The sequence below is a fragment of the Thioalkalivibrio sp. ALJT genome, from assembly GCF_000381825.1.
GTDB lineage: Bacteria > Pseudomonadota > Gammaproteobacteria > Ectothiorhodospirales > Ectothiorhodospiraceae > Thioalkalivibrio.
Genome location: NZ_KB907121.1, coordinates 289,316 through 315,665, shown reverse-complemented (window position 1 = coordinate 315,665; position 26,350 = coordinate 289,316). Strand labels below are relative to the sequence as shown.

Sequence of the window (26,350 nt, the reverse complement as noted above, 5' to 3'; positions counted from 1 at the left end):
TGTGTGCCCTTGCCGGTACAAACGCGCTACTCTCGAAGGGCGTCTGTGTCCGGGCGCCAGGGCGCAGTCCGAGGAACCTCGCGTGCTGACGGAGTCTCAAGGGTAGGCGCATCAGGAATGGGAAGACCGCGAATGAACGACATGCCATCCCGGCATCGGCTGGACAGCCCCGTATCCGGGCAGGAACTGCACCCGGACAACCTGGCCTTCGCCGAGGCCCTCCTGGAGCGCTACCAGGCGGACCCGGATTCGGTCCCGCCGGCCTGGGCCGACTACTTTCGTTCCCTCGAGGGCGCGCCGCGTCCGGAGCGGCGCCGGCGTTCCACGGACCGCCCGGACCTCGCACACGAACAGCTGCAGATCCGGGTACTTCAGTTCATCAATGCCTACCGCTATCTCGGTCACTTCGGTGCCCGCCTCGACCCGCTGGAGCGCGAGGCGCCGGAACCGCCGCGCGAGCTGAGCCGCGAGCATCACGGCCTGGACCGGGTCGGCGCGGATGTCACCTTCGATCCCGGTTCCCTGTTCATTGAAGGCCGGGTCTCGCTGGATACCATCGAGCGTGTCCTGCGCGAGACTTACTGTGCCAGTGTCGGTGCCGAGTACATGCACCTGACGGCGACCGACGAAAAACGCTGGCTGCAGGAACGCCTGGAATCGGCACACGGGCATTTCGGATTCGACCGTGATACGCGCCTGGCCATCCTCGAGCGGCTGACGGCAGCCGAGGGCCTGGAGCGCTATCTGCACAGGCGTTATGTTGGTCAGAAACGTTTCTCGCTGGAGGGGGCGGAGAGCCTGATCCCGCTGCTGAACGCCCTGGTCCAGCGGGGAGGTGCCCGGGGCCTGAAGGAGATCGTCGTCGGCATGGCCCATCGCGGGCGCCTGAACGTACTGGTCAATCTGTTTGGCAAGTCGCCGGAGGCCCTGGCAGAGGAGTTCGAGGGCCGCCCGCGTGACGACCGCGGCACCGGCGACGTGAAATACCACCTGGGCTTCTCGTCCGATATCGCGACACCCGGCGGCGCGCTGCACCTGGCGCTGGCCTTCAACCCGTCGCATCTGGAGATCGTGACACCGGTGGTCAAGGGTTCGGTGCGCGCCCGCCAGGTGCGCATCGGCGACCGCAAGGGCGCTCGCGTGATGCCGGTGGTGATCCACGGTGATGCCGCGTTTGCCGGGCAGGGTGTGGTCATGGAGACCCTGAACATGTCCCAGACCCGGGGCTTCTCCACCAAGGGCACGGTACACGTGGTGGTGAACAACCAGATCGGATTTACTACTTCCACGCTCAAGGACGCGCGTTCCACTCATTACGCGACCGATGTCGCCAAGATGGTGAATGCGCCCATCCTGCACGTGAATGGCGACGACCCCGAAGCGGTGGTGTTTGTTACCCAGGTTGCCCTGGATTACCGCATGCGTTTCGGCAAGGACGTGGTGATCGACCTGGTTTGCTATCGCCGCCAGGGGCACAACGAGGCCGACGAGCCGGCTGCGACCCAGCCGCGTATGTATCACCGCATTCGGGATATTCCGACCACCCGCGAACGCTACGCAGAGCGACTGATGCACGCCGGCCTGACCAGTGCACAGGCCCAGGACCAGGCAGTGGATGCCTATCGCGAGCGTCTCGACGCCGGCAAGCCGGTGGCCCGGTCCCTGCTGCGCGAGCGCAACGGCTATACCGGGTCCTCCACCAACTGGGGTCCCTACCTGAACCAGACCTGGGACCAGGACGTGGAGACCGGCGCCCCTGCCGAGCGCCTGGCGCGGATCCTCGAGCAACTGTCCACGCCGCCGGAGGGCTTTCGTCCCAACGCGCGGGTGCAGAAGATCCTGGAGGCCCGCGTCGCCATGGCCCGGGGCGAACAGCCGCTGGACTGGGGTGCGGCCGAGACCCTGGCCTATGGCGCGCTGATTCAGGACGGTTACCGCATTCGTTTGTCCGGGCAGGACTCCAGTCGCGGCACTTTCTTCCACCGTCATGCGGTGCTGCACGATCAGGAGACCGGAAAGGCCATCGTGCCGCTGCGGCGCCTGGACCCGGATCATCCGCGTTTTCTGGTCATTGATTCGTTGCTGTCCGAGGAAGGCGTGCTCGCCTTCGAATACGGCTACGCCACCGCGGCCCCCGAGGCGCTGGTGATCTGGGAGGCGCAGTTCGGCGACTTCGTGAATGGTGCCCAGGTGGTGATCGACCAGTTCATCTCCTCCGGCGAGCAGAAGTGGGGTCGGCTGTGCGGCCTGACCCTGTTGCTGCCGCATGGCTACGAGGGTCAGGGGCCGGAGCATTCCTCGGCCCGCCCGGAGCGCTTCCTGCAGCTGGCGGCGCAGGAGAACATGCAGGTCTGCGTGCCGACCACGCCGGCGCAGATGTTCCACCTGCTGCGGCGGCAGATGCTGCGGCCCTATCGCAAGCCGCTGATCGTGATGACCCCCAAGAGCCTGCTGCGGCACAAGGCGGCCGTCTCCGGTCTCGATGCGCTGGCCTCCGGCCAGTACCAGACGGTCATCGACGATGCGGCCATCAGCGAGCCGGACAAGGTGCGGCGCGTACTGCTCACCAGCGGCCGTATCTATTACGATCTGGTCGCGGAGCAGGCCACGGGCGAGCATTTCGATACCGCGATCCTGCGCCTGGAACAGTGCTACCCGTTCCCGGAGGCCCGGCTTGCCGAGCTGCTCGGCCGCTATCCGCAGGCGGACGCGTTTGTCTGGGTCCAGGACGAGCCGGAGAATCAGGGGTATCTGGCCTTTGTCGCCCCGCGGATCAATCCGTTGCTCGCCGTGCGCGGACAGACCCTGCATGCCGTGGCGCGGCCACCGGCCGCGGCGCCCGCTGTCGGTTACCCCGAGGTGCACAAGCTCCAGCAGCGCGATCTGCTGGAACGAGCGTTCGGTCCCCTGACCTCGCGCGACACCCCGCACCCGACCCTCTGACCCCGAACCCGCGCAATCCGCAGAACAGCACAAGGAAGCGAAATGGCATCCGACCTCACCCCGATCCAGGTCCCGGAACTCCCCGAGTCGGTCGCCGATGCGACCGTGGTCGCCTTGTACAAGAAGGCGGGTGACAGCGTTCAGCGCGACGAACTGATTGCCGAACTGGAGACCGACAAGGTCGTCCTCGAGGTTTCGGCACCCGCTGCGGGGACCCTGGCCGAACTGTCTGCCAGCGAGGGTGACGTGGTTCAGGCCAGTACCGTGCTGGGCTATCTGGGCCCGGCCACGGATGCCACTGCGCCAACGGATGCGAACGCCGCGGCGGCGGCGCAAGAGACGCCCTCGGCGCAGACCGCAGAACCGGCTTCCGATACCCCCGCAGCCGGCGAGGGGGACGCGGCTGCGTCCGTTCCCGAGCCCGCATCTGCTGGTGCGGTATCGGGCGATCCCGGCGGTGCGCCGCCCCCTTCGCCGTCCGTGCGGCGCCTGTTGCAGGAGGCCGGACTCCAGGCCGACGCGGTTACGGGGACTGGCGCAGGCGGCCGTATCCAGCGCGAGGACGTGGAGCGTGTTCGCGACCAGCGGACGGCGGAATCCGGGACCCGCGCGGCCGGGGCGACGCAGGACTCCGAGGTCCCCGTGCGGCCTGCCGCGCGTCCGGTCGAAGCGGCAGATCGTGCCGGGCGTATCGAGCGGGTCCCGATGACACGACTGCGCGCACGCATTGCCGACCGTCTGCTGGAGGCCAAGCAGTCCACCGCGATGCTGACCACCTTCAACGAGATGGACATGTCCGCGGCCATGGCCCTGCGCAGTCGTTACAAGGACGGCTTCGAGAAACGCCATGCCATCAAGCTCGGCTTCATGGGCCTGTTCGTGGCCGCGGCCACGCGGGCGCTGGAGCGCTTCCCGATCATCAATGCCGCGCTGGACGGCGAGGAGATCGTCTACCACCACTACAGCGATATCGGGATTGCCGTATCGTCTCCGCGCGGTCTGGTGGTGCCGGTGCTGCGTGACACGGGCAATGCCTCGATTGCCGAGATCGAGCGGCGCATCCGGGATTTCGCCGAGCGCGCCCGCGACGGCAAGCTGGAGATCGACGAGCTGCGCGGTGGCACGTTTACCATCACCAACGGCGGGGTATTCGGCTCCCTGTTTTCGACCCCTATCCTGAATCCGCCGCAGAGCGCGATCCTTGGCATGCATGCCATCAAGGAGCGCCCCGTTGCCGTGAACGGCGAGGTGGTGATCCGGCCGATGATGTACGTGGCCCTGTCCTACGACCACCGCCTGGTCGACGGTGCTGACGCGGTCCAGTTTCTGGTTGCGATCAAGGACGCGATCGAGGACCCGGCGCGTATGCTGCTCGACATCTGAGCCCGCACGGCAGGATTGCAGGAGTCACCTGCGGTCGCACCATCCGGGCCCGTCGTGGCGGGTTCAGTCGTCGGTGACGGACCGGCGGCGCGGGCCGGGACGCAGCCCGAACAGCAGTATGCCGGCGCCGATCAGGGCGAGTGGCCAGACCGGCCACGGGAGCCCCTGCCAGGCGGGGACCTCCAGTTGGGTTGCCAGGCCGGCCAGGGCCAGCAGGGCGGCGCCCGCCCAGCCCTCATTGCGGCGACGGGCCTGGCGTTTCAGGCCGTTTTCCAGTTCCCGGATCTGGCGGCGCAAAGCGGCGTCGCGCTCGGCTCGCTGTTCTTCCACCGTCAGGGCCTTTTCCAGGTGTACGGGCAGTTCCGGCAGGTGCGCCAGCAGCCGCGGCAGATGCTGCTGGGCATTGCGGATGAATGCGCGCGCGCCCATGCGCTCGTGCATCCAGTCCTCGATGAAGGGTTTGGCGGTCGTCCACAGGTCCAGTTGTGGATAGAGCTGGCGGCCCAGGCCCTCGATGTTCAGCAGGGTCTTCTGCAGCAGTACCAGCTGTGGCTGGACCTCCATGTTGAAGCGCCGCGCCGTCTGGAACAGGCGCAGCAGCACCTGGCCAAAGGAGATTTCGTCCAGCGGGCGCTGGAAGATCGGCTCGCAGACGGTGCGGATGGCCGCCTCGAACTCGTCCACGCGGGTGTCCTTGGGTACCCAGCCGGATTCCACATGCAGCTCGGCCACGCGTCGGTAGTCGCGATTGAAGAAGGCGTGGAAGTTCTCCGCCAGGTAACGCTGGTCGGAGTCCAGCAACGAGCCGACGATGCCGAAGTCCACCGCCAGGTAGGTTGGGTCGTCCGGATGGGTGGCATCGACGAAGATATTGCCCGGGTGCATGTCGGCGTGGAAGAAGTTGTGCTGGAACACCTGGGTGAAAAAGATCTCTACCCCGCGTTCGGCCAGCCGCCGCAGGTCCACGTTGCGTTCGCGCAGCGCGGCGATATCCGCGACCGGGATGCCGCCGATGCGCTCCATCACCAGCACGCTGCGGCGCGTGTAGTCCCAGATGATCTCCGGGATGTACAGCAGGTGGCTGTCCTCGAAGTTGCGGTGGATCGCGGTGGCGTTCGCGCCCTCGCGGATCAGGTCCAGCTCGTCGGTGACGGTCTTTTCGTATTCGTCCACCACCTCGCGCGGGCGCAGGCGTCTGGCCTCGGACCAGTAGCGATCGGCCAGGTCCGCGATGAGATGCATCACCTCAAGATCGGCGCGGATGGTCTTGAGGATGCCGGGGCGCACGACCTTGACCACTACCTCGCGCCCGTCCTGCAGCGTGGCCGCGTGCACCTGGGCGATGGAGGCCGAGGCGATCGGGGTGTCTTCGAACGTGGCGAAGGCGATCTCGATCGGGCGTTCCAGTTCCGCTTCGATCAGTGCGCGCGCCTGCTCGAACGGGAACGGAGGTACCCGGTCCTGCAGGCGTGCCAGCTCGATCGCGATGTCGTCCGGCAGCAGGTCGCGGCGGGTGGACAGCATTTGCCCGAACTTGATGAAGATCGGCCCCAGATCCTCCAGCGCGCGGCGGATGCGCTCGCCGCGCGTGCCTTCGGTGCGGCGAAACCAGTTCCAGGGCGCGAGGTAGAGCAGGAAGCTGAGCGGGCGCAGCGGCTTCAGCGTGAACAGGATGACGTCGAGGCGATAGCGCACCAGGACCCGTGCGATGGTCCACAGCCGCAGCCCCCGGTAGAGCGCGCGGCGCATCAGGCCTGCCGGTCGTCGGGATCGGAGGCGGATCTGGTTTCCAGCTGGCGCAGGCGTGCATCCAGTCGGGCGACGCCATCACGCAGTTCGGCGACGTCTTCGGCAAACGCCTCGAAGGCCCCGCCGGCCGGCAGCCACTCGAGTTCGTCGCGCAGATAGTCGGCGGTATCCTCGGCGGAGCGGCGACCGAGGTGGTGCAGACCGTCGCGGGCCTGATCCAGCAGGTGGCGCAGTGGTCCGGCGGCCCCGGCGCCGGCAAAGCGCTCGAACAGCCCTTCCCAGTCGATGCCGGCATCGCGCAGCGCATGCTGCAGGTCGGACAGCACAGTGGCATCGCCGGTGATGGTCAGGCCGGAGCGGTCGTCGCGGCCCAGCGCCGCGGCCAGCGACAGCGGCGAACCTGCCAGTGTGCCATCCGCCGGGTCCTCGACACCGCCGAAAACCTGCAGACGATCCGCAGCCCCGACCAGTGAAAAGGCCAGCCCCGGCGGTTCGATCACGATGGCGACTGCGCGCCCCGCCAGGCGCGCGCGGTCCTGCTCCGGCGAGCTCGCCAGGTGCTCGTTCAGCACGGCCTCGATCAGGGCCGCGAACGGACTGGGTAGTGCGATGGGTTCGGCCATGACAACGCTAGAGTTTGACGCCGCGGTGCAGTGCGACGATGCCGCCGGTCAGGTTGTCGTATTCGACCCGTTCCAGTCCGGCGTCGCGCATCATCCCGGCCAGGGTCTCCTGGTCCGGGTGCATGCGGATGGATTCCGCCAGGTAGCGATAGCTGTCCGCATCGTTCGCGACCAGCTTGCCCATCAGTGGCAGCATCTTGAACGAATAGACATCGTAGATCGGGCGCAACGGCGCCATCGGTTGGGAGAACTCCAGCACCAGCACGCGCCCGCCCGGCTTGATCACCCGGCGCATCTCGGCCAGCGCGCGCTCCTTGCGGGTTACGTTGCGCAGGCCGAAGGCGATGGTCACGCGGTCGAAATAGTCATCCGGATAGGGCAGCTGTTCGGCATCCGCCTGCACGAAGTCGAGGTTGCCCACATGGCCCTCGTCCAGCATGCGGTCGCGCCCGGCCTCCAGCATCGAGGCGTTGATGTCGCAGACCACGATCTGCCCCTTGGGCCCGACGCGCGGGGCAAACGCCCCGGCCAGGTCCCCGGTGCCCCCGGCCAGATCCAGGATCTTCATGCCCGGGCGCAGGCCGGTGCGCTCCAGGGTGTAGCGCTTCCAGACGCGGTGGATGCCCATCGACATCAGGTCGTTCATCACGTCGTAGCGCGAGGCGACCGAGTGGAAGACTTCGCCAACCCGCGAGGCCTTCTCGGACTCGGGGACGGTCTGGTAGCCGAAGTGGGTCTTGCCGGGTTCTTCTTTCATCAATGTGCCGTTGTCAGTGCGTCTTGCGCTCGTGGCCGGCCGCCTTCAGCCGATCGAGGTAATCCTGCCACAGACGCTCCTGGTTCGTGCCGAGCTCGTGCAGGTAGTCCCAGTCGTAGATGCCGGTGTCGTGCGCATCGGAGAACACGAGTTTCACCGCGTAGTTTCCGACCGGCTCGATCGCGGTGATGTTCACATCCTCCTTGCCGACCTGCAGCACCTCCTGGCCCTTGCCGTGCCCGCGTACCTCGGCCGACGGCGAATACACGCGCAGAAATTCGCAGGGCAGCTCGAAATGCGAGCCATCGGCGTAGGTCAGCTCCAGGATGCGCGACTTCTGATGCAACTGGATATCGGTGGGACGGTGCGTACTGCTCATGCGGCCTCCAGAATCCTCGGTCGGGGCGTGCCCGGTACAGAGCGTGCGCGGCCGCGTGCATTGATCCAGTGTTTCCTGGCGGCCGCCAGTCTACTGGCAGCGAGGATACCAGCCCTGTCGAACGCTGTGGCATCTCCCCGCCTATCGCAGGCTTGGCGGCTCCCTGAACCCGATCGCGCTGGTGTGGAGATCTGCGCCTTGTCGTGCGCTGAAAAAGCCGGGATGGCTTTATTCAGCGCTTCCCTGATGGTGGTCTCCGCCGGGGGTTGTGCGTGCAACCTCCGGCCGCGCATCGCGGCCCTGGTGGCGGCCCCGCAGTGCGGGATAGAAGGCGTCCAGCGGGACGGATTGCCCGTGGCTGGTGACGATGCGGGCGTGGAAACGCTCCAGCTCGCGTGGTTCGTGGACGCCGCAGGAATGCGCGATCACCTCGACTTCATGGATGGTGTTGCGGATGTAATGGGCGACGCGCACGGCCTTGTGGGCTGGGTCCAGGCCCTGCTGCAGGCGGGGATTGTGGGTGGTGATGCCGGTGGGGCAGGTGTCCTTGTTGCACTGCATGGCCTGGATGCAGCCGAGGGCGAACATGAAGCCACGCGCGGACACCGCGAAATCGGCCCCCACGCACAGCGCCCAGCCGATGTCAGTGGGCGTGACCAGCTTGCCGGAGGCGATCACCCGAATCCGGTCGCGCAGGGCGTAGTGCTCCAGGATGTCGACCACCATCGGGAGGCTCTCGTGCAGGGGCAGCCCCATGCTGTCCATCAGGGCCCCGGGGGCGGCCCCGGAGCCGCCATCCGCCCCGTCCACGGTTACAAAGTCGGGTGCGGCCGCGGGACCGCGTTCGAGGATCTCCTCGCACAGGGTCTCCAGCCAGCCGTAGGCCCCGACCACGAACTTGATGCCGGTGGGCTTGCCGGTGGTGGCGCGTACCTCCGCAATCAGGTCCAGCAGATCCGGCACGTTGTCGACCTCGACGTGGCGGTTGGGGCTGCTGGAATCGAGGCCCACCGGGATGCCGCGAATCCGCGCGACCTCCTCGGTGACCTTGCGCCCTGGCAGCAGCCCGCCCTTGCCGGGTTTGGCCCCCTGGCTCAGCTTGATCTCGAACATGCGCACCGAAGCCCGGGCGGCGATCTCCCGCAGTTGGTCATGATCCAGCTGCCCGTCCGGGGTTCGAACCCCGTACTTGGCCGTGCCGATCTGGAACACGAGATCGCATCCGGCCTCCAGGTGGTAAGGCGACAGACCGCCCTCCCCGGTGTTGAGCCAGCAGCCCGCGCGGGCGGCGCCTTGTGCGAGGGCCTGCACCGCGGGTCGGGAGATGGCCCCATAGCTCATGCCCGAGATGTTGAAGAGTGAGCGCGCCGCATAGGGGTGGGGGCAATGCGGGCCAATCACGAGCGGCTCGCTGGCGGCTGCATCGGTTGCCAGGGTGGGAAAGGGGCAGTTGACGAAGAATACCGACCCGACCGGAGCGAGATCTCGTGTGGAGCCGAAGCTCGTGGTGGTGTCCAGGTCCTTGGAGGCCCGGTAGACAAAGCTGCGCTGCGAGCGATTGAAGGGCAGTTCCTCGCGGTCCATTGCAAAGAAGTACTGCCGGAAGAACTTGCCGAGATGCTCCAGGAGGTAGCGCAGGCGGCCGATCACGGGGTAGTTGCGGCGGATCGCCTGGGTCCGCTGGCTGCGGTCGATCACATAGACCACCAGCAGCGCGGCGATGATGCTGCCCACCACGAAGATGAACAGCAGCGACATGAACTCCATGAGACCCATCAGCCAGCCGGACTGTCCCATAGCGGCCTCTCTCCGGGGTGGTACCCGTTTGCCTGTATTGGTCTCCGAATATTGGCGCAGCGGTGCGCGAGTGTAAGGGTCGAGCGTCCGGGAGATCTGTCCCGGGGTCCGAGTGGCGCGTTCAGGGATCGCCGACGGCCATCTCGCCGACCCACTGGCCGCCCTGGTAATCCAGCCAGAGGGTACGTGGCACCATGCGCATTGCCCCTGCACTGGAGAGTTCGCGGCGGGCGGGATAGCCGGCCGCGAAGTCCTCGGGTGAGCAGATATCGGACTCCACCGTGCGGGCACGCACATGGAGCCTTGGGCCGGCCACGATGAAATCGGACGCGGGGAGTGTTTCGTAAAACAGCACCCGCTTCTTCACCACGCAGGAGAAATAAAGCTGCATTTCGACGTAGAGCGGTGCGGTCCGGTTTGCCACGGCGTCCAGCGCGCGGTCCGTCCAGTGAATGCGGACGGTGCGGCCGCGGAGCGTCACGGTAGTGGTCAGCCGATAGGGATGCAGCCAGCGGTCGATATACGGCAGTGGGTTGAAACCCGCTGCGGAAAAATAGGTATGTCGCAGGGCCATGAAGGTCTCCTCGTGTGCGCAGGACCCCGGGCCACCGGAGGTTTCCGTGTGGCCCGGATATCCTGGCGGCTCAGCCGTCGGCGGGGCCGACGTTGTCCAGCTCGTACCAAGGGGTCGGGTTGATCGGGCAGCGATACCGGAAGCCGTCCTCGCTGATCGTGACTCGGGCCGACCCAGTCTCGCCCGGCTGCAGCGGGAACATCGCCAGGGTTTCCTCGGTACGGTGATTCTGGACCTGGAAGCCGGCGACCTTGCCAGCTTTGTTGGTGACCACGAACTCGTACTCACCCGCCTTCAGGTCGGCGAGGGTTTGTTCCGCGGCAAAATAGCCGTTGTGCTGTTCCAGGTGGATGCGGGTGACGTCCTCGGCGCTTGCCGTGGCCGAGAATGCCAGCGCCAGGGGCAGTACCAGGCTCAGCGCCAGGCCCCTGATGGGTGTACGGCTTGAATGATTCATGATGATGCCTCCTCTTTTGTTTTCGAACGGACGATCACGTCGGTGATCGCCCTGTCCTGTACCGTAGAGGGGGCCGCGTGCGCGGGATATGCCGCGCCGTGCGGTCTTTGTGTCCCGGCGTGTCTTCAGGCCGGGGGCCAGTCGCGCGTGGCCTGCTGGTAGAAGGCCGGGTTGTCGGTGGTGGCGCCCTGCAGGGTGCAGACGGCGGCGGCAAAGCGGAGGGCGCGTTCCAGGGTGGTTGCCCAGGGCCAGGCGTTTTGCAGGCCGATGATGGCGACGCTGGCGAAGGCGTCGCCGGCGCCCACGGCGTCGCGGAAGCCGGAGACAGCGGGAGCCGGGGCGTGGTGGTGCTGGCCGTTGGCTGTGTGGATACCGGCGCCGTCGGCGCCATGCGTGATGATCAGCGCGGAGCGGATGGCCGCGCGTTCGAGGAGCGCCGCCGGGCGCTCCGCTGCGACCACATCCGGTGCCAGCGTCGCGGCTTCGTCCGTATTCAGCTTGACCACGTCGGCCCCGCGCATCAGCGCGAGGACATCGCCCGCCTCGTACCACGGGGCGCGCAGGTTGACGTCCACGAAGCGCTGTTGCGCGCGCGTTCGCAGGCGTTCCAGAAGCTCGCGATTGCCGGTACGCAGCGCGAGCGTACCGTGGTACAGAAGGGGGCTGTCGGCCGGGAGCTGTTCGGCCCATGCCGCAGGGAGGTCATCGTATGCCTGGTCGGGCACGATGCTGTAGGTCGGTTCCCCGTCCTCCAGTGTCACCTGCACCTGACCGGTCGGTGCGCTGGGGTGCGCGTAGAGGCCGCGGGTGTCCATGCCGATCGCGGTCATGCGCCCCCGTACCTGGTCGCCATCGGCATCGCGCCCGATGCCTCCGACGAAGCACACGGCTTCACCCAGCTGGTGCAGGTTCCAGGCCACATTGAACGCTGCACCGCCGAGTACGCGGCCGCCGTTCGGGAAGATGTCGAACAGGGCCTCGCCCAGTATCACGTGCGGTGTCACGCTCATGACCCGGCCCGTTCGATTCGGTCGCGCCCGTGTTTCTTCGCCTGCAGCAGTGCGTGGTCGGCGGCATCGAAGACGGCTTCGGGAGAGGCGTTGGCATCGATCCCGGTGACACCGGCGGAAATGGTCACCTTGAGCCGCTTGCTGCCGGCGCGCACCACCAGGTGGCTCACCGACTGGCGGATGGTCTCGGCCTGGGCATGGGCTGCGTCCGGTCCCCGGTGGATGATCATTACAAACTCCTCGCCGCCGTAGCGTGCTACAAAGTCAGGTTCCTGTACGCCTTCGGCGAGGATCTCCGCGACTGCGCGCAGGACCTTGTCGCCTGCGGAGTGCCCGTACTGGTCGTTGATGGCCTTGAAGTGGTCAATGTCCCACACCAGTAGCGATGCCGTTCCGCCTGGTGCCAGTGCCCCGGACAGCTCGCGCAGGCGCTGCTCGAAGGCATTGCGGTTGGGCAGGCCGGTCAGGCTGTCACGGGAGGCCTCGGCGCGGGCCTGCTGCAGGCGGCTGCGCAGCGCCTGTACCTGGCCTTCCAGACTGCGGCCCTTGGAGCGCAGGGCGCGGTTGCGCTCCTCGGCTGCGCGCAGTTCGGTTTCCTGTGCGTCGCGAAAGTGACTGACTCGCGTGATCATGCGGTCGAGGCCGAGCGAGACCTCGCGGCGCAGAGTCGGGAGGTCATTGCCGCTCAGAACGCGGCCGCGGATGTCCTCGACGTCTCCGGAGATCCCGGCGTGCAGCTCGGAGACCGACTTGCGGGCACGCTGGCCGCGTGCCTCGTCCTCCGACAGCGCGGTGTCCACGTCTTCCAGTCGGTGCCAGATCTCGCCGACGACCTGCGTCAGCTCCTCGCGTTCGCTCATGGCCTGCTGGCATTTGTCATGCAGAACCGCGAACAGTCGGCCAAGGGCGCGTTCGATCTCCATTTTGTCGCGGTGATCGACGGCCCGAGTCAGGGCGTCGAGTTCGGAGTCGAGGAACTCGAAGCCCTGCAGGCCACGGTGGACCACGTTAAGGATCGCCTCCGCAAGGTCTTCGCTGTGGTCGCTGGAGCGTACGGCATCGGCAAGCTGGCCGCTCAGACGGTCCAGCCAGCCGATATCCCTGGCCCCCGGTTCGAGGGCGTGGTTGACATCGCGCACCGTGCCTTCAAGGGCAGGAACGTGGGCGCTTACCAGCGCCAGCGACCGCAGGGCCACACGGCGGGTCGCGTCCCGCAGGGCCTTCTCTCGGTCCAGTGAGCGTTCGAGCTCGATGACGGTCTTGCGCAGGTCGCTGTCGGGCATCGGGACGGGGCCTGGAGGATGAGTCACCTAATGTAAACGCGGATCGCGATGAGAGAAACACCGATCCATCTACGCACCCGGATTGGCACGTGCGCTTTTCCGGGGCCAGGCCGGGTGTGCCGCCAGCGGGGCGATCGGTTTCTGATGATGACCGGAACGGTGTTGTGCTACGAGGCGGCCCCCGCGGTGCCGGGTTCATGCAGGGCCTGGCGCTGGGGCAGTTCGATCTCGATCCCGACTGGCAGGTGATCGGACAGGGCCACGTTATAGACGCGCACGTCGCTCACATGCAGGTTCGGCGTGAGCAGGATGTGGTCGAATACCAAGCGCGGGTCCCACGCGGGGTAGGTCGCGGGGCAGGCCATCGGTTCCATCAGGCCGGTACGGGCGACAAGCTGGCGCAGTTCCTCGCTGTCCTGCTGACAGTTCAGGTCGCCCATGACCACCGCATGCGGCAGGTCCTGGATGTGTTCGGCGACGTATGCCAGCTGGGACTTGCGGGTGCGCTTGCCCAGGGCCAGGTGCAGGAGGAACAGCACCAGTTCTTCGCCGTCGCCCATCGCGTAGCGGGCCTCGATCGCACCGCGGCCGGGCAGGGCGCCGGGCAGGCGGTGCATCTCGATCCGGTCGGGTTCCAGCCGCGAGAACAGCGCGAGGGAGTGCTTGGCGAACTGGCCAAGGTCGCGGTTGATGCGGTTGTAGGTGTACGGGAACCGGGCGCGTTCGGAGAGATACGACGCCAGATCGACGAAATTGCTGCGAATGCTGCCACCGTCCAGTTCCTGAACGCCGACAATATCGAATTCGGAGATAAAGCGGGCCACGCGGTCGAGGTTGTCCATGCGCCCGCCGTACGGGAGCACGTGCTTCCAGCTGTTGGTCACGTAATGGTGCAGCCGCGAGGAATGGATGCCGACCTGGGCATTGAAGCTGAGCAGCCGCAGACGCTGACTGTCCGGTTCGTGCTGGTGGCCGAGCTGGCGCGGGGAGTGGTCGCGGGGCGTTGTTGGGTCGGGTTCGCGGCGGGTCGCGATTGGGTTCATCGCGGCAATGCTCCTGGAGAGGGGACAGTCCTTCTGCTCAGAATGGACACACGAGTTCGCCCAAACGTTCCGTCAGTTTCAGGTTCTCGCTGTAATCCACCGGGCAGTCGATGACAGTGACACCCGGCTGCGCCAGGGACTCGCGCAGGGCCTGCTCCAGGCTGTCGCCCGGTTCGATGCGTACGCCCCGGGCACCGAAGGATTGCGCCAGCTGGACGAAATCGGGGTTCCCGAACTCCACAAAGGCCTTGCGCCCGTATTCACGTACCTGTTTCCACTCGATCAGGCCGTAGGCGTTGTCGTTCCAGATCAGGACAACAAAATTGAGCCCCAGGCGAACGGCGGTCTCCAGTTCCTGCACGTTCATCAGGAACCCGGCATCGCCGGTCACGGCCACAACCTGACGTTCCGGGTACAGTGTGGCGGCGGCAATGGCGCCGGGCAGGGCGATGCCCATGCTGGCGAATCCGTTGGAGATCAGACAGGTATTGGGCAGCTCGCAGCGGAACATGCGCGCCATCCAGAGCTTGTGAGCACCGACATCGGTGATCATGATCGCGTCGAGATCCGCCGCGGTGCGCAGGTCCCAGATCAGCTTTTGTGGCTTCAGCGGTACCTGGGTGTCGTCGCGGTGCTCGTTCATGTCCTCGATCAGGCTCTGGCGCAGCGGCCGCAGGACCGTCTCCTCGCGCGGGGTGGCCTGCTCCGCCAGGCGGTGCAGGCAGGTTGTCAGGTCGCCCAGTACCTCGGCGGTCACGTTGTAGTGATCATCGATCTCGGCCGGTGCCGAGTCGATGTGGATCAGGATGCGGTCGCCATCGGGGTGCCAGAAGCTCGGTGGATACTCGACCAAGTCGTAGCCAATGCAGACGACCACATCGGCCTTGTGGAACCCGAAGTTCACGAAGTCCTGGCTTTGCAGCCCGACCGAACCCAGCGCCAGCGGATGCCGGAAGGGCAGTACGCCCTTGGCCATGAAGGTGTTGGCGACCGGGATGTTCAGGGCACTGGCGAGATGCCCGAGAGCGCCGCTGGCGCCGGACCGGATGACGCCGTTCCCGGCCAGGATCAGGGGGTGGCGGGCTTCGTTCAGGAGTCGGGCCGCCGCCGCGATGGAGGCATCCGCCGGTACCGCCTCCGGACCGGCATGCACCGGCAGGGGCCGATTGGGGCAGGGCAGGGATGCGACATTCTCCGGCAGCTCGATAAAGCTGGCGCCGGGTTTGCCGCCTTCCGCCCACTTGAAGGCCTTGCGCACCACCTCCGGGAGGATCTCCGGCTCAACCACGCTGGAGCTGTACTTGGTGATCGGCTGGAACAGGCCTTTCAGGTCGAGGACCTGGTGCGACTCCTTGTGCAGCCGGTGAGTGCTGGCCTGGCCGGCAATCGCCACCAGTGGTGCGTGATCCATGTTGGCATCGGCGACGCCGGTGATCAGATTGGTCGCACCGGGACCCAGGGTCGCCAGGCAGACGCCGGCCTTGCCCGAAAGACGTCCGTGGACGTCGGCCATGAAGGCGGCACCCTGTTCGTGGCGCGTGGTAACGAACTCGATGGAGGAATCGGCCAGGGCGTCGAGAACGGCCATGTTCTCCTCGCCCGGGAGGCCGAAGATGCGGTCAGCGCCCTCCTGCTCAAGGCACTCGACCAGGCGCTGGGCGGTGGTTGGCGTGCTCATGCCGAAGACGCCCCGGCGGGCCGGGGCGCATGTCGCGCATGTCCGTTAGCTGCGAGCACGGTCAATCAGGAAATCGGCAACCTCCAGCATCTCGTCGTGACCCCCGGCCATGCTGGAGGAGACGATCGCTTCGCCATTGATGACCAGGGTGGGCACACCGCTGACGCCGTACCCTTGCACGGCCTCGGTAGCGGTGACGATCTGCCGCCGTACCGAGTCGGAGCGCATGGTCTCGCGGAATTCGTCGGCGTCCAGGCCACGCTGGTTGATGAAACGCAGGATGGCGCCTTCGGAGCGCAGCTGGCGGCCCTGGTCGTGAATGGCGTCATAGAACGGCTGGTGCACTTCATCCAGCACGCCCAGCTTTTTGGCGGCGTAGAACACCCGAGCGTGCAGGGCCCAGACATCGTTCATCGGTGCCGGCAGGTACTCGAACTGGACATCGTCCGCCAGGCCGGGCTTCCAGGCCTGGACCTTGGGTTCGAAGTTGTAGCAGTGGGGGCAGCCATACCAGAACACCTCGACCACCCGAATCTTGCCGTCTTCCAGACCGGTATCCAGCGGGGGTTGGATCGCACGGTAGTGCCGCCCCTCCCGGAACGGGGCCGCAAGGGAGGTTCCGGTTGCGAGGAGCAGGCCGGCGCCGCCGACGGCGCCCATGAACTCACGACGTTTCATTTACAGCTCTCCGTAGGAATGCAGGCCGGACAGGAACATGTTCACGCCCAGGAAGGTAAAGGTGGTCACGAACAGGCCAATGATCGCCCACCAGGCCATGACCGGCCCGCGCCAGCCCTTGGTAAAGCGCATGTGCAGCCAGGCCGCGTAGGTCAGCCAGAGGATCAGGCTCCAGGTCTCCTTCGGATCCCAGGTCCAGTAGCCGCCCCAGGCCTCGGCGGCCCACATCGCGCCGAGTACGGTGGCGATGGTGAAGAAGGCGAACCCGATCGCGATGGCCTTGTACATCACGCTGTCCAGGGCTTCCTTGCTCGGGATGCGCTGGGTGATGGCGGCGTCAGGGCGGGTGCGTTCCAGCCGGTGCTTGACCAGGTAGGCCACCCCCAGCATGGCGGCGATGGCGAAGCCGCCGTAGCCGACAAAGTTGGTGGGCACGTGGATCTTCATCCACCAGCTGTTCAGAGCGGGAACCAGCGGCTCGATCTCGTGTGCCTGGCGGTCCCACATGTACCACAGCAGGAAGGTAACCGACGCGGCGATCACGAGCATCACGAACGCGCCCATGGTGCGCTGGCCGGTGCGGCTCTCGTAGTAGAGGTACATCAGCGTGGTCAGCGCGGCCAGCAGGATGAAGACCTCGTACAGGTTGGCGACCGGGATATAGCCCCAGGTCGGATCGGTCAGGTAGATCTCGCGCCAGCGCACCAGCAGGGCCATCAGCCCGGCGCCGGCACCGATCCAGGCGAACGCGCCGCCGACCCGGGTGGGGAAGTCGGAGCGGCTGAACAGCCCGGTGACGTACGCGACGGTGGAGAGGTACAGGAAGACGCTCATCCACATCACACCGGCCTGGCCCGAACCGACGTAGTTCAGCCAGAAGTTGGTGCTCCCGCGGGCAAGATCGTCGCCGTACATCCAGATACCGAACAGTGCGAGGGCCCCGACAATGATCGAGAAGGCCTGCCACGGGCGCCAGAACCAGCCCATCCAGGCGCTGAGGGCGACCGCGAGGATCAGTCCGCCGGTGTCGTAGCGGTCCATCATGTGGCCGTACTGCCAGTGCGCGATCAGACCGACCGCAATGGTCAGGGCGATATACGCCCAGTCGCGCGGCTGGATGCGCCGCAAGATGCCGGGCCGTTCGAAATCCAGGGCCTCGTGGGGGACGGACATAGGGTGCTCCTTCGACTGCCTAGCTTCTAGTCGTTCTTGTTGTTGGACGCATGGGTGTTGCCGCTGGCGGCATCGACCGGCTTTTGCTCAATGATCCACTGCTTAAGATGCGCGAAACGCTCTTCGAATTCCACTTGATGGCGGTTGCTGGTGCCGGCCATCACCACGTGAGTGCCCGTGCCGTCCTGCTGTCGCCGCGCCATGATCCACAGGCGCTGATAAGACACGTAGAACAGCAGGAAGATTCCGACAATCAGCATCACGCTGCCGGTATAGACCGTGCTCTGTCCGGGGGCGCGGGCGATCTGCAGGCCCGAGGCCTCACGGTGTTCGAAGTCCGTCAGGTGGAAGAAGAACGGCGATTGATAAAGGCTGATGGCATTGATCGCCGAGATCGTGTCCTCCAGGAAGCGCTGCTCTTCCTCCTGGATCGAGACCACGCCTTCGTCCTGCAGGACTTCCATATAAAGGCCCTGGAGTCCTGCGTGCAGGATGCGGATCATCAGGTCGCGTACTTCCTCGACCCGTTCAGCCGGCACGCGGCGCTCGATCTCTTCGTGCACGGCCATGTAGCCACCCCGGGCGAACAGGCCCATCAGTTCAGCGGTGGTGGTGGCGATGGCTTGCGTTTGTTCGTCCGGTACCGTGTCGTCGTCACGCGCAACCTGGCGTGCAATCGCCGTGCGCACCTCCGCGTTGTGCAGCATGGCCAGGTAGGTGCGGAAGCGCTCCAGCGAGTCGTTGGCATCGGCCGGCAGGAACAGGTAGTGGAATTCGTCCGCCGGGCTTTCGCGCACGCCGCTGAGGAAATACATCGCGCCTTCCTGCAGGGCCGGGTGTTTGTAGTTGCGGTAGTACAACCCGTGGCCGGTACGGTCCATCAGGCGGAAGTCGAAGCTCGGGCCCATATGCCGGTTCTCGCGCACGCCATCCTCGTCGAGTAGCGGAACCACGTTCTCCAGCTGGAAGTTGATGAACTCGATGATGCGGGTATCGCCATCGGGGGTCGGGACCTCCATCTCCTGGAACACGCGCCCCGGGATCTCGAGCTCCCGCAGGGCCTCGGCACCCAACGGGATCGCGTCGATATCCAGCCGGGTGCCGCCATCGGCGAAGCTGGCCTGATAGATCGCGTAGCCGTTGTAGATCAGCGGGTGGTTGACCGAGATCGTGTGGTGCAGGGGCTCGTCCCGGTTCGGGTCATGGATGATCAGGTCGGATTCGTACGAGCTCTCGGTGCCGGTGGAGAAGCGCTCGATGCGGAATTCCTCCAGTTCGACCCGGAATGGCAATGGCTGAACGAAGTAGCCTTCCCGCATGGGCAGGAAGACCACGTTTGCCGACGCGCCCTCGGGGATCTCCACCGAGCCGCGGAAGGACGGGTTGCTTTTCGGTGCCCAGGCCGAGCGCGGCACCTCGGAGATCGGCACGCTGCGTGTCTCGATCTCGATATTTCCGAGCCATTCGTTGAGCTTCAGCAGGGTGGGGCCATCGGCCAGCGCGCCCACGCAGATCACCACGATGCCGACATGGGTGAGCAGGTAACCCATGCGGTTCCAGCGCCCGCGCATCGCCGCAATCACGGTATGCCCGTCATGGCTTTTCTCACGGGCCCGAAAGCCCTGCGCCTTCAGGACCTTGTGTGCATGTTTAAGGAATTCGTCCCGGGACTGGTCCAGGTCCGCCGTGGCGGAGGAATTGAACGCACGCAGCGACTTTTCCTTGACCTGCGTGTTGTAACGGCGGAGGTCCTTGAGCAGGCCCGGGGTCTGGCGATACACACAGAACGAGGTCGAGATCACCAGGAACGCTACCACCAGCACGAACCAGGTGGCGGAATAAACCTGGTACAGCCCCATGCCGGCAAAGATCTCGTGCCAGAACGGGCCATAGTCCATCAGGTATTCGGTGTAGGGCTCGTTTTGCACCAGGACAGTGCCGATCACCGACGCAATGGCGAGGGCCACCAGCAGTGTGATCGCCAGGCTCATCGAGCCCATGAAATCGACGATGACGCGGGTTCGCCGTGGCTGGCGCGCGGCCTTCGGGCGGGATGCGGGAGGGGTGCCAGCGGCCTGTTCGTTATTCGACATTCTGAAACCTGCTTAAGGGAAACCCCGACTCATGTATGCATTTTGCGCTTGGGCCGCCTTGTATGTGCGACCAATGCGCCGTGACTGCCGTGCGGTTTTCTGCCCAAGGAAAATCCCATCCGTGTGTGCGTCTTCTTTCAAGGACGGCTGACCAGCTCCCTGCGTGAGTAGCGTGTGGGGGCGGGTTCCCCCGGGGGGGCTTTGCAGTGCCCCGCAGCCAGTCACAACGCGCGGGTTATTGCATGAATCACAGCTTCCCTGACCGCCGGACTATGCGAAGCACGGCGTCTACGGTTCAATTTCCAAGATAAACAGCACGGGCGTTAGGCAGTCCTGCATGGACCGACCGCGCGCTGTCGAGTTCACCGTGCTTCATCATGACGCCCCCGTCCGGTCCGGCATTCCAGGCTCGGCTGATTCGCTTTTTGTTCGCCCAATAAAAAGGGGCGGCCGAGGCCGCCCCTTCCCTGGCTGCAGGCGCCGCAATCCTGCGCGGCGCACTTCAGGGCCGAATCAGTTCGGCTGCAAGCCGGCCATGTACTGGGACACGGCCTCGATGTCTGCATCGGACATGTTGCGCGCGACATTGCGCATCATGCGGCCGTTGTCGTTGGCGCGCTCGCCGCTGCGGAAGAGGCGCATCTGGTCAGCACTGTACTGCGCGTGCTGGCCGGCGACCGCCGGGAACATGGCCTCCGGGTTGCCATTGCCGTTCGGGCCGTGGCACGCGATGCAGGCGGCCACGTTCTGCGACGGGATGCCGCCGCGATAAATCTGTTCTCCACGTTCAACGACGTCTTCGTCGGCGGTTTCCCTGGTGATTTCCTGTTCGGCGTAGAAGGCGGCCAGGTCGCGCATGTCCTGCTCGTCCAGGTTGGCGACTTCGCCCGCCATCAGCGCATCGTAGCGGTTCTCGCCAGCCTTGAAGTCACGCAGCTGCTTGACCGTGTACTTCGGATGCTGGCCGGCAAGCTTGGGCCATTCCGGGTTGACGCTGTTGCCGTCTGCCTGGTGGCAGGCTGCGCAGGACTGGGAGAGTTCCTGGCCGCGCTGGGGGTCGCCCGCCTGGGCTGCCGACAGCGGAAGCAGCAGGGATACGGACAGGGCAGCAAAGAGAGCGGAAAGCTTGTAGTTCATGACGGAGAATCTCCTGCATTGTAAATGCGTGCCGGGTCGCGACCCGTTCTTTGTGCCCCATGGCAGGGCGATCAACATGAAGGAAACATGGGTCAATGTACACCCTCGCCGCTTCGTCGCTTTAGCGTGCGACCAAGGCGCGGTGACCGCCGCGCAGTCCTTCTGCACAAGGGAACCGCAATGCCGTTACGGCGCCCGAGTATCTTTGAGATTGGCGCCCCGGGTTCCCCGATCCTGCGTTGCGCCCGAATCCATCCACAACGGGTGGACAGAACCAGTACCCGCTGCACCACGCGCCTTGTCCTGGAAAACCCGAAATGCCGACGCGAGGGTATAGACCGACCCGTATTTCCTTGAGCGGCGCAGTTTATAGCACAATGCTAAATTACGCTCAAAAATTTCCCGAGCCCCGTACTCGGCCAAGGATCCCCGCCCATGGAACCCCGCTTTCGCGAGACCGGCTTTATCAAGGGCGTAGCCCGGGTCGAGCAGCTGCCGCCCGATGACGGCATCGAGATTGCCTTCGCCGGGCGTTCCAACGCCGGCAAGTCCAGCGCGCTGAACAGCCTCTGTGACCGCAAGGCGCTGGCGCGCGTTGGTCGCACCCCGGGGCGCACCCAGGAGATCAATCTGTTTGCGCTGCCCCCGGCTGAGGACTGGCGTCTGGTGGATCTCCCCGGGTACGGCTATGCGAAGGTCTCGGCGGGCAAGCGCCAGCACTGGGATCAGCTGCTCGGGGATTATCTCCGGGCCCGTCGCTGTCTGCGCGGGCTGGTGTTGATCATGGATATCCGGCGCCCTCTGACCGAGCTCGATCGCCAGCTCCTGGACTGGGTGCCGCTGGATCGCTGCCACCTGCACTGCGTGCTGACCAAGGCCGACAAGCTCTCGCGGCAACAGGCGGACCGCCAGCTGCATGGTGCCCAGCGCGAGCTGGAGGCCATGGGCGTCGAGGCCACGCTGCAAACCTTTTCCTCCCTGAAAAATCAGGGGGTCGAGGACTTGCGCGGCCTGCTTGCGGACTGGTTGCAGCCTGCGCAAGGGTGATTTCCGGCAACGCCTTTCCGACAAAAAAATGCCCCGGCCTGGGGAGGGGCCGGGGCAAGTTTCGGCCTCTCTACAGGGGGGGAGTAGAGGCCTTTGCCCGCTCAGGGAGAGAAAGCGGGCCGCGCTGGGCTAGAGCGCTCGTCTGTTAAGAGGCTGCGTGCGGGGAGAAGTTCCCCGGGTGCAGGATCTTGTTGTGATGTGCTTCACAGTTGTTTGCGCCGCGACGGAGGGGTGCCCTGCAAGGCAGGATCCGTGTTCCCCCGGCGTCTGCATTAGGGAGACGCTGATTTAATCGCACGTCCGCGTTGGTGCCCCCTGTTTTCAGAGACAAGGCGCGTCGTGCAGCGGGTAGTGGTTCTACCCGCGAGCGGCGCAACGCAGGATCGGGCCATATTCATCCAGAATCGGGGGGGGGCACCAACCCCACAAGCCATTGAAAGCAGGGGCTCGGCCGCTTTTGCATGCGCACGGCGTTGCGGCTCCCTTGTGCAGAATGACTGCACGGCAGTCACCGCGCCTTGTTCGCACGCAAAAGCGACTCGAGCGCGGACGTGCGATTAAACCAGCGTCTCCTTAGTCCGTGTCCCCCGGCTGGGCGTGTGCCTCGAGCGTTGCGACCAGATCCGCCGCGGAGGTCCCGTGCGGGTGGATCTCCAGCAGGTCGCCCGCGGGGCCGATCAGGTAGGTCGAAGAGCTGTGGTCGATCACGTAGCCCATGGCCGATTCGGTCTCGGCGCGTTCGAAAAATACACCGTAGTCCTGAGCTGTGGCGCGCAGCGCATCCTTCGGCCCGGTCGCGGCGTGGATGTCGGTGTGAAAGTAGCCTACGTAGTTCGCCAGGTGCTCCGGGGTATCACGCTCGGGGTCGACGCTGATAAAGACCGCGTTTACCTGCCCCTGTAGCGCCTCCGGCAGCTGGTTCAGTGCGCCACTGATCCAGCCGAGACTGGTGGGGCAGGCGTCCGGGCAGAAGGTGTAACCGAAGTACAGCCATACGTATTGCCCTTCGTAGTCGGCGAGGTCGAAGCGCTCCGCGTGGGTCGCCACCGGCAATTCGATCGGGCCGCCGCGGACCTCCTCGGCAACCGGCAGCTTGGCATGTCCGGGCTCGGCCAGCGGCGGCGCGCTCGGGTTCAGGGTGACGACGATCAGGAGGGCTCCGGCCGCGAGGACGGCCAGGCCCCAGAACAGGCTGCTGACAGGTATCCGTTGCATGGTCTAATGGTCGCGTGCAGTGATGAAGCGGAATTGAACGAAAGAGGCCTCGGGTTCGCCTGCCGGCATGGCGGTGGCGGCCCAGGTCATGGATTCGGTGGTGCAGATCGGCAGCGTGGTCGTACCGCGGTACTGGCCCGCACCCGTATGTTCCAGGCGCGGGCGCTGGTAGCCCATGTACATCTCGACCCCGGCCAGGTCCAGTTCCAGGGTCTCCGGGGCGCCCAGCGCGGACAGCGCTGCGGCATCCAGCTGCAGATCCAGCGTCAGTTCCCGCAGCATCGGGACCGGGCGCGGCGTGATCTCCAGACGCACCTCGCCGCCCTGTGCCAGGGCGGTGCTGCAGGGGCCGGCGTTGAGGTCACAGGCCTGCGCCTGGACGATCGGCAGGTCGGCGTCGGCCCCGATGTCCAGATAGCGCTCGGCCAGCACCCAGGCCGTTGCGACCAGCAGCAGTGCGACCAGCCAGGCGGCGATCCGGTTGAAGCGGTGGGCGAACATGTTGAGCTCCCGGTTAGTGGGCGTCGTCCCAGTTAGCGCCGGTGCCGATGTCCACGACCAGCTCCACGTCGAGATCCGCGGCCCCGCTCATGGCCTTGCGCACCAGCGTGGTCAGGTCTTCCACCGCTGCATCGGCCACCTCGAACACCAGTTCGTCGTGGACCTGCATGATCATGCGCGCGTCGATCTGCGCGGCCGCGAGCTCGTTCGCGACCCTTACCATCGCGCGCTTGATGATGTCGGCGGCCGTGCCCTGCATCGGGGCGTTGATGGCCACGCGCTCGGACTGCTGGCGCCGCGCCCCGTTGCGGCTGTTGATCTCCGGCAGGTACAGGCGGCGGCCGAACAGGGTCTCGACATAGCCGTTCTCGCGGCCGGAGGCGCGGGCCCGTTCCATGTAGTCGTGCACGCCGGGGTAGCGGTTGAAGTAGCGGTCGATGTATTCCCGCGCCTCGCCCTGCTCGATGCCGAGGTTGCGGGCCAGCCCCCAGGCGGACATGCCGTAGATCAGGCCGAAGTTGATCGCCTTGGCCGCGCGGCGCTGATCGCCGGAGACCTGCTCCGGGGCCGGCCCGAAGACCTCGGCGGCGGTTGCGCGGTGGATGTCCTGACCCTCTGCGAAGGCCTTCAGCAGGCCCGCGTCCTGCGACAGGTGGGCCATGATGCGCAGCTCGATCTGCGAGTAGTCCGCCGCCAGCAGCTGGTGGCCCTCATCCGCAATGAACGCACGGCGGATACGCCGGCCGGCCTCGGTGCGCACCGGGATGTTCTGCAGGTTCGGCTCCGAGGACGACAGCCGCCCGGTGGCCGCCCCCGACTGGTGATAGGAGGTGTGCACCCGTCCGGTCTCCGGGTGGATGCGCCGGGGCAGGGTCTCGGTGTAGGTGCTGCGCAGCTTGGACAAGCCGCGGTGCTCGAGGATCAGGCGCGGCAGGGCGTAGTCGTCCGCCATCTGCTCCAGCACGTCCTCGGCGGTGGAGGGCTGGCCCTTGGGGGTGCGTCGCAGCACCGGCAGGCCCAGGCGCTCGAACAGGATCTCCTGAATCTGTTTGGGCGAGCCGAGGTTGAACTCGCTCCCGGCCTCCGCGAAGGCCTCGCGCTCGATGCGCTCCATCTCGGCCAAAAGCTCCTGGCTCTGCTCGCCGAGCCGGTCCGGGTCCACCTTCACGCCGGCGCGTTCGATATCCGCCAGCACCGGGACCAGCGGCATCTCGATCTCGCGGTAGACGAACGCGGGGCCTTCAGCCTCCTGCAGGCGCGGCTGAAACACGGCATCCAGCTGCAGGCAGATGTCGGCATCCTCGCCGGCGTAATCGGTGGCGATGCCGATGTCCACCTCGGCGAACGGGATCTGCTTCGCCCCCTTGCCGGCCACGTCTTCGTAGTGCGTGGTCTTGTAGTCCAGGTGGCGCTCGGCCAGGGAGTCGAGGTCGTGGCGGTTGGCGCCGGCATCCAGGCAGAACGACTCGAGCAGGGTGTCGTCGACGATGCCGCGCAGGGTGATGCCGTGATTGCCCAGCACGTTGCGGTCGTACTTCAGGTGGTGACCCAGCTTGCCGTGGCGCTCCGATTCCAGCCACGGCTTCAGGCGTTCGAGCGTCTGCTCGCGCGGCAGCTGCGGGTCGGCATCCGGCCCGGTGTGGGCCAGTGGCAGGTAGTACGCGGTGCCCGGTTCAAAGGCGAAGGACATACCGACGATCTCGGCGCGCATCGCATCCAGGCTGGTGGTCTCGGTGTCGAAGGCGACGCGCTCGGCCTGGTCCAGACGCTCCAGCAGCTCGGCCAGTTCGGCCGCCTCGCGCAACGTGCGGTAATCCCCCTGCGCCTGCGACGAGCCCGGATTGCCCCCGTTGTCGGCGCTGTCGCCGGCCTCGCCGCCCTCCAGCTCCGCGCGCCAGCGGGTGAAGCCATAGCGGCGCACCATCTCCAGCAGGCGCTCGTGATCCGGCTCGCGGATGTTCAGGTCGTCGGGGCCGGTATCCAGCTCGACATCGCGCCGGACCGTGATCAGCTCCCGCGAGGTGGGCAGGCGCTCGGCTGCGGCACGCAGGTTCTCGCCAATCTTGCCGCCGATGGCGTCGGACTGCGCAAGGATGGTGTCGAGGTCGCCGTATTTCGCGATCCACTTGGCCGCGGTCTTCGGGCCGACCTTCTCCACGCCGGGGATGTTGTCGACGCTGTCGCCCATCAGCGCGAGGTAGTCGACGATCTGCTCCGGGGCCACGCCGAACTTCTCCTGCACGCCCTCGCGGTCCAGCGTGACCCCGCTCATGGTGTTGACCAGCGTGATGCGGTCATTCACCAGCTGGGCGAGGTCCTTGTCGCCGGTGGAGATCACCACGTCGTGCCCGGCGCGGGCGGCCTGGTCGGCCAGGGTCGCGATCACGTCGTCGGCCTCCACGCCCTCGACGCACAGCAGCGGCAGGCCCATCGCCCGCACCAGTTCATGCAGCGGATCGATCTGGGCGCCCAGCTCTGCCGGCATCGGCGGGCGGGTGGCCTTGTATTCCGGGTAGATCTCGTCACGGAAAGTCGGCCCCTTCGCGTCGAACACCACCGCCATGTGCGCCGGCCCGTAGTCCGCGCGCAGCTTGCGCAGCATGTTCGCCACGCCGATCATCGCCCCGGTCGGCGCGCCATCCGGCGCGGTCAGCGGTGGCAGGGCATGAAACGCTCGGAACAGATACGACGAGCCATCGACCAGGACGAGGGGTGCTTGCGACATGAAGTACGGAGTCCGGACAGGGAACGCGCGGCATTCTACAGGGACGTCTGCGGGCGCGCCCACTGGGCCGCGTTTATTTGTACGCACTCGGGGCGCCCGTTACGC

The 26,350-nt window shown here is 66.1% G+C and carries 21 protein-coding genes; 3 read left to right on the top strand and 18 right to left on the bottom strand.

The window, feature by feature from the left end; translation table 11 throughout:
* Positions 1 to 132: 132 nt before the first annotated feature.
* Positions 133 to 2,943, top strand: a complete 2,811-nt coding sequence (locus tag G332_RS0101490) for a 2-oxoglutarate dehydrogenase E1 component (protein WP_019625228.1) — start codon at positions 133 to 135, stop codon at positions 2,941 to 2,943.
* A gap of 42 nt (positions 2,944 to 2,985) precedes the next feature.
* Positions 2,986 to 4,326 carry a 2-oxoglutarate dehydrogenase complex dihydrolipoyllysine-residue succinyltransferase gene (odhB, locus tag G332_RS0101485; protein ID WP_019625227.1) on the top strand — a complete coding sequence of 447 codons (1,341 nt, stop codon included), beginning with the start codon at positions 2,986 to 2,988 and terminating at the stop codon, positions 4,324 to 4,326.
* Positions 4,327 to 4,389: 63 nt separating this feature from the next.
* Here the strand turns inward: odhB and ubiB are convergent, their stop codons facing one another.
* The 15 genes from ubiB to G332_RS0101410 all read right to left on the bottom strand — a co-directional run bounded on the left by ubiB (position 4,390) and on the right by G332_RS0101410 (position 20,757).
* Entirely contained in the window at positions 4,390 to 6,075 is a 1,686-nt protein-coding gene (gene ubiB, locus G332_RS0101480; protein WP_019625226.1) for a ubiquinone biosynthesis regulatory protein kinase UbiB, read from the bottom strand.
* The gene (locus G332_RS0101475; RefSeq protein ID WP_019625225.1) at positions 6,075 to 6,698 is read right to left on the bottom strand and encodes an SCP2 domain-containing protein; all 624 of its coding nucleotides are present in this window, start codon (positions 6,696 to 6,698) and stop codon (positions 6,075 to 6,077) included. Before G332_RS0101475 ends, ubiB begins: the two co-directional genes overlap by 1 nt.
* A gap of 7 nt (positions 6,699 to 6,705) precedes the next feature.
* Positions 6,706 to 7,455: a bifunctional demethylmenaquinone methyltransferase/2-methoxy-6-polyprenyl-1,4-benzoquinol methylase UbiE gene (gene ubiE, locus G332_RS0101470; RefSeq protein WP_019625224.1), complete on the bottom strand. Its 750-nt coding sequence runs from the start codon at positions 7,453 to 7,455 to the stop codon at positions 6,706 to 6,708.
* Positions 7,456 to 7,468: 13 nt separating this feature from the next.
* The gene (locus G332_RS0101465; protein ID WP_019625223.1) at positions 7,469 to 7,834 is read right to left on the bottom strand and encodes a gamma-butyrobetaine hydroxylase-like domain-containing protein; all 366 of its coding nucleotides are present in this window, start codon (positions 7,832 to 7,834) and stop codon (positions 7,469 to 7,471) included.
* A 228-nt stretch (positions 7,835 to 8,062) separates the two neighbouring features.
* A complete protein-coding gene (locus G332_RS0101460) occupies positions 8,063 to 9,631 on the bottom strand; it encodes an FMN-binding glutamate synthase family protein (protein ID WP_019625222.1) in 1,569 nt (522 codons plus the stop codon).
* A gap of 121 nt (positions 9,632 to 9,752) precedes the next feature.
* A complete protein-coding gene (locus G332_RS0101455; RefSeq protein ID WP_019625221.1) occupies positions 9,753 to 10,205 on the bottom strand; it encodes a hypothetical protein in 453 nt (150 codons plus the stop codon).
* Positions 10,206 to 10,275: 70 nt separating this feature from the next.
* Complete coding sequence (locus G332_RS0101450; RefSeq protein ID WP_019625220.1) at positions 10,276 to 10,662, bottom strand: hypothetical protein; 387 nt, start codon at positions 10,660 to 10,662, stop codon at positions 10,276 to 10,278.
* A 125-nt stretch (positions 10,663 to 10,787) separates the two neighbouring features.
* On the bottom strand, positions 10,788 to 11,672 hold the full coding sequence (locus tag G332_RS0101445) for a PfkB family carbohydrate kinase (protein WP_019625219.1): 885 nt from the start codon (positions 11,670 to 11,672) through the stop codon (positions 10,788 to 10,790).
* On the bottom strand, positions 11,669 to 12,955 hold the full coding sequence (locus G332_RS0101440; RefSeq protein ID WP_019625218.1) for a GGDEF domain-containing protein: 1,287 nt from the start codon (positions 12,953 to 12,955) through the stop codon (positions 11,669 to 11,671). The genes G332_RS0101445 and G332_RS0101440 overlap by 4 nt, the downstream gene beginning before the upstream one ends.
* Positions 12,956 to 13,122: 167 nt before the next feature.
* Positions 13,123 to 13,998 (bottom strand): endonuclease/exonuclease/phosphatase family protein, encoded by an 876-nt coding sequence (locus G332_RS0101435; protein WP_019625217.1) that lies wholly within the window; start codon positions 13,996 to 13,998, stop codon positions 13,123 to 13,125.
* 37 nt (positions 13,999 to 14,035) lie between these two features.
* On the bottom strand, positions 14,036 to 15,676 hold the full coding sequence (locus G332_RS0101430; protein ID WP_019625216.1) for an acetolactate synthase large subunit: 1,641 nt from the start codon (positions 15,674 to 15,676) through the stop codon (positions 14,036 to 14,038).
* Positions 15,677 to 15,721: 45 nt separating this feature from the next.
* A complete protein-coding gene (locus G332_RS0101425) occupies positions 15,722 to 16,354 on the bottom strand; it encodes a thiol:disulfide interchange protein DsbA/DsbL (protein WP_019625215.1) in 633 nt (210 codons plus the stop codon).
* Positions 16,355 to 17,527 (bottom strand): c-type cytochrome biogenesis protein CcsB, encoded by a 1,173-nt coding sequence (gene ccsB / locus G332_RS0101420; protein WP_019625214.1) that lies wholly within the window; start codon positions 17,525 to 17,527, stop codon positions 16,355 to 16,357.
* A gap of 26 nt (positions 17,528 to 17,553) precedes the next feature.
* Positions 17,554 to 19,620 carry a cytochrome c biogenesis protein ResB gene (locus G332_RS0101415; RefSeq protein ID WP_019625213.1) on the bottom strand — a complete coding sequence of 689 codons (2,067 nt, stop codon included), beginning with the start codon at positions 19,618 to 19,620 and terminating at the stop codon, positions 17,554 to 17,556.
* A 513-nt stretch (positions 19,621 to 20,133) separates the two neighbouring features.
* Positions 20,134 to 20,757: a cytochrome c gene (locus G332_RS0101410; protein WP_019625212.1), complete on the bottom strand. Its 624-nt coding sequence runs from the start codon at positions 20,755 to 20,757 to the stop codon at positions 20,134 to 20,136.
* Positions 20,758 to 21,192: 435 nt separating this feature from the next.
* Between G332_RS0101410 and yihA the strand changes: the two genes are divergently transcribed.
* Positions 21,193 to 21,804 carry a ribosome biogenesis GTP-binding protein YihA/YsxC gene (gene yihA / locus G332_RS0101405; RefSeq protein WP_019625211.1) on the top strand — a complete coding sequence of 204 codons (612 nt, stop codon included), beginning with the start codon at positions 21,193 to 21,195 and terminating at the stop codon, positions 21,802 to 21,804.
* 573 nt (positions 21,805 to 22,377) lie between these two features.
* Here yihA and G332_RS0101400 read toward each other — a convergent pair.
* Genes G332_RS0101400 through polA form a run of 3 tightly spaced genes read right to left on the bottom strand, consistent with a single transcriptional unit; the run spans position 22,378 to position 26,245 of the window.
* The gene (locus G332_RS0101400) at positions 22,378 to 23,019 is read right to left on the bottom strand and encodes an SCO family protein (RefSeq protein WP_019625210.1); all 642 of its coding nucleotides are present in this window, start codon (positions 23,017 to 23,019) and stop codon (positions 22,378 to 22,380) included.
* A gap of 3 nt (positions 23,020 to 23,022) precedes the next feature.
* The gene (locus G332_RS0101395; protein WP_019625209.1) at positions 23,023 to 23,520 is read right to left on the bottom strand and encodes a hypothetical protein; all 498 of its coding nucleotides are present in this window, start codon (positions 23,518 to 23,520) and stop codon (positions 23,023 to 23,025) included.
* A gap of 13 nt (positions 23,521 to 23,533) precedes the next feature.
* On the bottom strand, positions 23,534 to 26,245 hold the full coding sequence (polA, locus tag G332_RS0101390) for a DNA polymerase I (RefSeq protein WP_019625208.1): 2,712 nt from the start codon (positions 26,243 to 26,245) through the stop codon (positions 23,534 to 23,536).
* Positions 26,246 to 26,350: the final 105 nt, after the last annotated feature.